Origin of the sequence: Methylobacterium sp. WL69, from assembly GCF_008039485.1 — a bacterium.
Taxonomy (GTDB): domain Bacteria; phylum Pseudomonadota; class Alphaproteobacteria; order Rhizobiales; family Beijerinckiaceae; genus Methylobacterium.
Map to the genome: position 1 here is coordinate 1 of NZ_VRUZ01000142.1, position 7,421 is coordinate 7,421.

Annotated in this window: 11 protein-coding genes; all 11 read right to left on the reverse strand. The window is 67.8% G+C overall.

All coding sequences use genetic code 11. The annotated features are described in order from the left end of the window. Nucleotides 1-110: 110 nt before the first annotated feature. Entirely contained in the window at nucleotides 111-1,367 is a 1,257-nt protein-coding gene (locus FV218_RS21315) for a DUF6538 domain-containing protein (RefSeq protein WP_147711459.1), read from the reverse strand. A gap of 245 nt (nucleotides 1,368-1,612) precedes the next feature. After that, nucleotides 1,613-2,644, reverse strand: coding sequence for a site-specific integrase (locus FV218_RS21320; protein WP_246685226.1), 1,032 nt, complete (start codon nucleotides 2,642-2,644; stop codon nucleotides 1,613-1,615). 53 nt (nucleotides 2,645-2,697) lie between these two features. Further along, entirely contained in the window at nucleotides 2,698-3,153 is a 456-nt protein-coding gene (locus FV218_RS23330) for a DNA-binding protein (RefSeq protein ID WP_246685227.1), read from the reverse strand. A gap of 207 nt (nucleotides 3,154-3,360) precedes the next feature. Next, nucleotides 3,361-3,897 (reverse strand): hypothetical protein, encoded by a 537-nt coding sequence (locus FV218_RS21325; RefSeq protein WP_147711461.1) that lies wholly within the window; start codon nucleotides 3,895-3,897, stop codon nucleotides 3,361-3,363. A gap of 53 nt (nucleotides 3,898-3,950) precedes the next feature. Continuing rightward, nucleotides 3,951-4,424 carry a hypothetical protein gene (locus FV218_RS21330; protein ID WP_147711462.1) on the reverse strand — a complete coding sequence of 158 codons (474 nt, stop codon included), beginning with the start codon at nucleotides 4,422-4,424 and terminating at the stop codon, nucleotides 3,951-3,953. Between the two features lie 2 nt (nucleotides 4,425-4,426). Then, nucleotides 4,427-4,660, reverse strand: a complete 234-nt coding sequence (locus tag FV218_RS21335; RefSeq protein WP_147711463.1) for a hypothetical protein — start codon at nucleotides 4,658-4,660, stop codon at nucleotides 4,427-4,429. A 37-nt stretch (nucleotides 4,661-4,697) separates the two neighbouring features. Then, nucleotides 4,698-5,069: a hypothetical protein gene (locus FV218_RS21340; RefSeq protein WP_147711464.1), complete on the reverse strand. Its 372-nt coding sequence runs from the start codon at nucleotides 5,067-5,069 to the stop codon at nucleotides 4,698-4,700. A gap of 105 nt (nucleotides 5,070-5,174) precedes the next feature. Further along, the gene (locus FV218_RS21345) at nucleotides 5,175-5,381 is read right to left on the reverse strand and encodes a hypothetical protein (RefSeq protein WP_147711465.1); all 207 of its coding nucleotides are present in this window, start codon (nucleotides 5,379-5,381) and stop codon (nucleotides 5,175-5,177) included. Between the two features lie 112 nt (nucleotides 5,382-5,493). Continuing rightward, complete coding sequence (locus FV218_RS21350) at nucleotides 5,494-5,805, reverse strand: hypothetical protein (protein ID WP_187273133.1); 312 nt, start codon at nucleotides 5,803-5,805, stop codon at nucleotides 5,494-5,496. 264 nt (nucleotides 5,806-6,069) lie between these two features. Beyond that, nucleotides 6,070-6,924 carry a hypothetical protein gene (locus tag FV218_RS21355; RefSeq protein WP_147711467.1) on the reverse strand — a complete coding sequence of 285 codons (855 nt, stop codon included), beginning with the start codon at nucleotides 6,922-6,924 and terminating at the stop codon, nucleotides 6,070-6,072. Further along, nucleotides 6,924-7,421, reverse strand: a 498-nt coding sequence (locus tag FV218_RS21360; protein ID WP_210246134.1) for a hypothetical protein, incomplete at its 5' end; no start/stop codon positions are given. The genes FV218_RS21360 and FV218_RS21355, both read right to left, overlap by 1 nt.

Sequence of the window (7,421 nt, forward strand, 5' to 3'; positions counted from 1 at the left end):
AGCGCCAGACCCTGATGGATCGCCGCTTGCGCCACCACGCGCAGGCCGCCTAACCTCTCACCCCAGATGGACCAGAGCCTCCGCTCCTGAACACCGCTGAATGTCCCAAATCATCTGACGACGGACAAGATTTTTTGTTCCTCGATTACGTCAGCAACTCTAAGCTGACATAATTCCCCGGCCCGAGCACCTGTGAACAGGGCCAGGGCTGGAACCCAGAACCGGTGCGGGTGGGTAAATCGCATTGGCGCAAGCGCAGCGAACACCAGCTCCAACTCCTCAGGAGTGAAGCCTCGCCGTTTCACCTGTGCCCGTGCCTTCTCAACCAAGCCCTTGGCCGGATTGCGCTCTGCTAATTCCTCATCGACAGCCCAGTTTAGAAGGGCCGACAAATTGTTCATGTAGGAGGCCACGGTGGTGGGGGAGAGCCGCGCAACGCCGTTGATGTCGGCAATCTTGATTGCCTCAGTGAGCGATAGCTTCGGAAAGCGTTTGCTCGCGTTCGACGGCACGCGGCCAAGAAAGTCGCGAACTGCGCGGCAGTCCTCACGACGAATGTCGCGCACCAACTTGCCCGGCCCAAGCGCCTCCTCCAGCGCCCTAAAAACGTGGCTGTATTTACGGTCCGTGCTCTCACGTCCATGGGCCCTCTCACGGTCTGCCCGGTATCGCGAGATTAGTTGCGCCACTGTGAGCTGCGCGGGCGATGCGGCTGCATGAGCCGTAACTTGACGCTGAAACAGCGGAGCATCAGCCGTGACTGGTCGACCTAGAGCGAAGTTTTGCGCCAGCTCATTTTCTGCTCGCAGAGCGTGAGCCACAAGCTCTAGTAGGTAACGGTACTGCTTGCCCGTGCGATCGACCGCAGGCCGCCCTCTGCCGACGCGTCGGCTCAACGACGGCATACCAGCAGCAATTAGAAGTGCGTCCACACTGGTGCGAGCAGCGTCTGGCTCATTCAAATGAGCTGCGTCTTGCTCCAAAAGCACAAGTAACTCGGCCTCCTCGCCAACTTGGCAGAGGGGGCGACGCAAACCCTCGCGGCTCTCGAACCATGTTTGGACGAGGATCTCAAGCTGGACGTTGCTCAGATCCTCCAGTCGACCCTCGTTAAGGGCCAACGTCGTAGCGTCTCGTCCGGCCAGTTCCGCGCGAGCTGCGTCGAATTCACGCGCAATGCGAGCCTGCTCCTCCCGGTATCGGCCAACGGCTTCACGGTGGTCGCTGGTGCGGAGGCTAACCACAACGTGCTCTCTTTTGTCGACTGCACGCAGGTCGGCAGGCACGCGGACACGTACATAGTACCTGTCACCGCGCTTCCATAGGTTCGGATACCGGGCCAACTCAGGCCCGTCCTTGTGTGACATCAGTGTGTGACAGACGGCGCGAAATAGCCCAACATTCCGAAAGACCTACATGAAAGCAGGACGTTAAGGAAGTAGTGGTGGGCCCGGCAGGACTCGAACCTGCAACCAGACCGTTATGAGCGGGTCCGGGGCACGTCATTTCCCCTTCGGACGCGCTCTTGGGACACCCTCCCGGATCGTCCCAAATCGCCCCCGATCACCCCCGTTTCTGTCCCCAATCAGTCCCCCTAGAACAAACGCGAACATCAGGCCGCCCGGCGGGTGAAGGCGTCCTCGACGTCGATCGTCTCGACGACGCGGCGGCCGCCCTTGTCCAGCGCCCCGGCGGCCTCCTCCTGGAAGTCGGGACGGTGGTGGCCGTAGACCTTCTCAAGCATGGCGACGGTCATGCCGAGGAACGCGGCCGCCTGCCAGAGATCCACGCCGGCCTGCATCATCCACGTCGCGCACGTATGGCGCAGCGTGTGTGGCGTGACGTCGGGCCCGAGCCCGGCCGCGGCCACGACCGCCGCGAAACCCTTGTTGACCTCCCCGACGGGCAGCCCACGGAACTCGACGACATGCTCCGGCATGGACCCGTCCTTTCGGGGCGTCCGGGCCCAGCGCCGGATGTGCGCCAGGAGTCGCTTCGGGAGGCGCACCGGAGGCTGGCGCTTCTTCGTTTCGGCGACCCCGAGGCCACGCCGGTGGTAGATCCCCCGCTTGAGGTCGACCCAGCCGCGGCCCTCCGCGGGGGCGAACCCGGCCGAGCAGATCGCGGCCGCCCTGGTTCCCGTGTAGATCCCTACGAGGAGGAAGCGCGCCAGGTGACGGGCTGGGCGCTTGGCGGTCTCGATGACCTGGCCCTTGCGGGGGCCGCGGTGGACGGTCTGGCGCTCAGGCATGTGGAGCATGGTCCGGAGCAGGCGCGCCGCCTCGTCCCGCTCCAGGTAGCGTTCCTTGGGCAGGCTCTTCTCAGGCAGCGGAACCTTCACCACCGCCCGCATATGGCCCTCGCGCAGGTAATGGTTCAGCGCCGACTGGAGGTCCTCCAGCTCGCGGCGCACCCCGGCGTCCGTGACCGTGCGCGGGCGCTTGCCGGTGCTGTCGGGGCGGGCCGACTTCCACGCGGTCTTCTTCCGCCACGCGCCGTACGCCCGGACCGACTTGCCGTTGACCTCCGCGACGCGCTTGCCCTCCCACCACGTCCCGAGCTGCAGGAGGCGGGCGGCCGTCTTCTCGGGCCGGGCGTGCGCGGGCGCCTTGTCCTCGGCGTAGACCGTCAGGACGTCCGTCACGAAGATCTCGCCGAGGGCGCGGTCCTCCTCCCTCGCCGGGTTGTGCTTGCGCGTCAGGTAGTCGGCGAGCGCCGGCTCAGCCGCGCCGCGGCCTCGGTCAGGAAGTTCAGGGAAGACCGGGCAGCCGGTTGCGACGTTAAGCTTGCCGTCGCGGACGATCCAAACCGACCGCTTCCGGAGCGACCCGTCATCGTTAAACTCGGGGGGCTTCTCGTAGAGGCGGGGTCCGGCGGCGCGGCGCGGCATCGTTCTCTCCATTCCATGACGATTCGGCGGCTGACGTAGAGCAGCCGGCCATGCCGTTCGGGCCGCAGCTCGCCGCGCTCGATCGCCCCGCGCAGGGCGGCGACCGTAAACACCGGCACGCGCCCGAGAACGGGGTCCGGGATGCAGAGCTCTGGCACCCACACGGCCGTCTCCAAGTCGAGCGGTGCGTCCATGTGGGCGGCCTCGGCGATCTCGCGGCGCCCCTCGAAGAGCACCCCGACTATGAGCTGGTATTCGGGCATGGCGCATGCGTTCGCCATCGGCGGGGGGAGGTCAACGGCTACCGGCGTAGGTTCCGCCCTCAAGGTAAACATCGTTCCCATCCCCGTCGCTGGGCCCAGGCGATCCGGCCAGGAGATCGTCAACCCTTGCGCGAATCCGTCCTTGCCTGCCGGCCACCGATCGGCGAGGCCGGGGGGGGCCGTCGCGGCCGCGATGTCGGTGGCGGCCTAGGGGGTCTGTGCGTCCGGGGCGGCCGCATCCCGCAGCCGCTCCTCGCGGAAGGCCAGGAGCCTGTCGATCGCCTCCTGGGTTGCTTCGTCCCCGGCACCGTCAATGGCGATGCGGTACGGAAGACCGGTCGGGTCGTCCCAGTATCGGATCGCCACGTACCACGTCGCCCGGGGATAGCCGTCCTCTGCGCCATCGACCTGGCGCACGAAGACCAGGGCCCGCCCCGCTTTGCACGGGTACTGCCCGATGAAGGAGTCGGGGGCGTATCCGTCCTCCTCGTGTTCGAAGGGCGGGCTGGCGACACGGACGGTCCCGTCGGGGTGCGTCTCCAGCCGATCGAGGGGATGCGCATCCTCGACGGCCCCCATGTCGTACGTCCGCAGGTTCTTCGGGAACAAGTGCGCCAGGGGATCGGCCGGGGGATCGGGCTGCTCCTCCGGCTTGGAAGGCGGGGCGGGGCGCCCCGGCTTCGTCGCCTCGGACGGGGAGGCGCCGAGCGCGTCCCAGATGCTGCCTTGCCTACCGTCCGCCACGTCCGATCCTCCCTCTCGCCGCCCCATCGTAGGACGGCCGGCATAACGGACCGTTAGTCGCCCCTCGTCCCAGGGCCCTCTATCGGCACGTCGAGGAGCAGCTCTGCCTCGATGTGGTCGACCATCTGCTCGGGCGTCCTCGGCGGCGGCGGCTCGGGAGGGGACCCCGCCTTGGCCGCGGCGGTCTCGATCCGGGTGCGCTCCTCGGCGAGGGCCGGATCCCACCGGAGCCGGATGAGGTCCGCCCGGAACTGGAGGTTCGCGGCCCATCGAAGAGCCACGGTCGGCAGCTCCGCAAGGATGTCGGCCGGCACGGGGCGGCGGCCTGATATCCAGCCAGCCACCTGGGACTTGTCCCGGTCGAGCGCCGCAGCGACGGGCGTCTGCCATCCCTTCCCGAACGCGATCTGGGCCAGATCGAGGAACGCAATGCGCGTGGCCTTCTGCTCCTCGGAGAGCCTGCTGAGATCGACCTTCAGCTGGCGTCGGACCTTGTCCGTACCGCGGATCGATTCTGCCTTGGTCATGCTCAGGTCCCCAGGATCTTGTAGCATTGGTCAGGCGCAGCGGCCGACAGCCTCGGCGTAGTCGAAGGGTCAGAGGTGTCCCTGGCGATCTCGGCATCCACCCAAGCGAGGTCGAGCCTGATGTCCTCGGCCTCGTCGCCCGAGGCCGCGTCCAACTCGTAGACAAGGTGTTCGCGGTAGGTGTCGAGGGACCCGAAGTCGGCGATGACGCCCTGGCGGCGGATGGATTTGAGCATGACGTCCTCGTGTCGGTGGGATGGGAGAGGGCGGGGATCAGGACCGGGCGAAGGTGGGTTCGTGGTGCGGGTGGACGTACGGCGACACGCCCGTCAGCGTGGCCAAGCGGCTGTACATCGCCTCGGCGTCGGCGATGGAGAGGTCGACGATGGAACGCTCGGCGTCGTAGTCGGCCCCGCCCGCAGCGACGGCCATGGCCGTCCGGACAGCCGGATCGAAGGCGAGGCGAAGGATTTTGCGCAGGGACTGGAGCGAACCCTGATCGAGGTCGACGGCGCCCCACATTCCGTGGATGGCGAACAGCGTGGACAGGGGCGTGATCGGTGAGGTCAGGTGCGTCGGCTCGGCGTAGCCAGCACCCAGGGCGATGCTGTCGAACGTGCCGGGCTTGGGGGTCTTATCGGTCATGATGGTCGTTCCTTCGGGTCGGGGGATCCGGCCCTTTTCGCGGACGCCCCATGGAGGAGGCGGGCCCGAGAAGGGCCGGGGCGCGAGGGCCCCGGCTTGGTTGCGTCAGACGTCGCCGTTGCGGCTGTCGATGTAGGCGGCGACGTCGGTGAGGTTCGAGAAGGGGATCCGCTGCGTCCCGTTCTGGACGTGCCAGGGGGCGACGGAACCGTCCTCGTGCTGCGCGAAGCACCCGGAGGTGCGCCGGTGCAACGTGGCGCTCATCCGGTCGAGGCGGCTCTTCAGGGTATTGCGGCTGGTTGACCTCGACATTGGGGATGCCTTTCGCTGGATGCCCGTGCCCGAGGCCGGCAGGTGGATCGATCGGGCATCCCGCATGGGGTCAGGGGATGGCCGGGGCGCGAAAGCCCCGACGTTGGGGACGTCAGGCAGGCACGGGACACGGACGCTGCGGCAGCTGCTCGGGGATGCCCCGAAGGATGGCGCGGACCGCCTCCTCGCCGGCGGTGTCCGCCGTGACGCCCAGGAGGGCGATCGCGTCCTGAACTTCGACGGAACCCGTCAGGTCGGCATACGCGTCGAGCGAGGCCCGCGCGGTCGCAGCCCGGCCAACGAGATTTTGCAGGGCCTGCTCGACGGACCACCGGAACGCCGAGAGCGACGCAGCTGCATCCTTGACGGCGCGCAGGTCTCTGTCGGCCTGGGCTTTGGCGGCGGCGATGTCAGTCTGGCGCATCGGGTTGATTCCTTGCTGGGATGAAGGCGGCTGCCAGTTCATTGTTCAACAATTTATGAACGTGCCATGCCGCCTTTAATAGGCTTGCTCAACGTTTGTTGAACGACACCGGGACGTAGACGAGACCGTTCCTGAAGATGCGGACGCGGCAGACGCGGGGCGGCCGCCCCGGCTCCAGGACGTCCCGGACCAAGTCGCCGTCCCTCTCAGGGGTCTGCAACCTGAGCCGCAGAGGCGCGATGGCGTTGCGGAGAGGGTCCCGGGTCACCGGCTCAGCGCGTCGATCGATGCGAGATCCTCGGCCGGGATCGAAGGCTCGGACTCCTCGGCGCCGGCGAGAAGACCTTCCATCTTGCGCCTCCTCCTTTCGCGCAGGTGCGCCTTCGCCCGCACGACCTCCGCGTTCAGGACCACCCGCCAGGAGTGGAGCTGAACTTTGGACAGCTCCGCGGCGATGTGGCCCTCCTTCACCGCGTCGAAGCACGCGCCTAGCGCAACGCCCGCCGTCCATCCCGGTACGAAGCCCTGCTCAGTCCAAGCCTCTGGGACATCGTAGTCGGGCCACGTCTCCATGATCGCCGCGAGACAGCTGGCGATCGAGGGCGTGGCTTCCAGGCATGCCTTGCGGGCCAACGTTCGTGTCAGCTTGGCTTGCGTCGCCACCTTCCTGGCGCGGGCGGTCTTGGCCTCGGGAGTGAGGCCCCCGACTTGGACCAAGCAGCAGCCACCACGCGCCGTGTCGATGACCCACGTCGGCTCGGCACGAACCAGTCGCCACGTAGGTTCGTCGGTCTCGGAACGGGCCTCATGCAGGATGCCAAGGCGGACGCCCCAGCCGATGGCGTTGCCGGCGCCCTCCCATGCGCGCCGGTCGGGGACTTTGCGCTCACTGAGCTGGTCGAACTTCAGGGCCATTACGGCATGGTACCGGGGAACGATCGCGTCGCGGGTGAGGACGAGGCCGAGATCACCCTCGAAGGCCTTGCGCATGTCATCGTCGACGTATGCCGCCCAGCGCCTGATGCCGGTGCCGTATGTCGACTTGGCGAACGCCGCCGCGAATGCGACGTGGCACTCCTCGATGGTTGCAGGCGGGCGCAAGCTCCAGCGGGCGGGCATCAGGCCACCGCGCTCGCGATGGCAGCCTCGGCCAGGTCGGCCCGGACCCAGGAGATCGCCGCCTGCGGGGCGAGCCCGGTTCGGCGGCTGAGCTCGACGGCGAGCGCAAGGACCTCCACGTCGAGGCGGCCGTGGAACCCCAGCTCGCCCCGCGCCGGGATGCAGTAGACCTGGATGGGCGCCTCGGCAGCCGGGGCGGCCTCGACGGTCAGGGCGCGCGAATCGGTCGGCGACACGGGGGCTGAGAATGGGACGACGTTCGTCTCGGGCTGAGCCGGCGCCACGGTTTTGGCGTCGAGCGCCCGGCCCCAGGCGGGACGCGTCAGGCCGAGGCGGCGCATGTGGCTGTAGATCGTCGCCGTGGACACGCCCCACCGCTCGGCGAGGTCGGGAGCCCGAGGCGTCTCGGCATGCGCGGCGCGGATCCCCGCGTCGGACAGGACACGGCGCTCGCGACCCTTGGCGACGGTGGGGGTGGGCATGGCGGGGGACTCCGG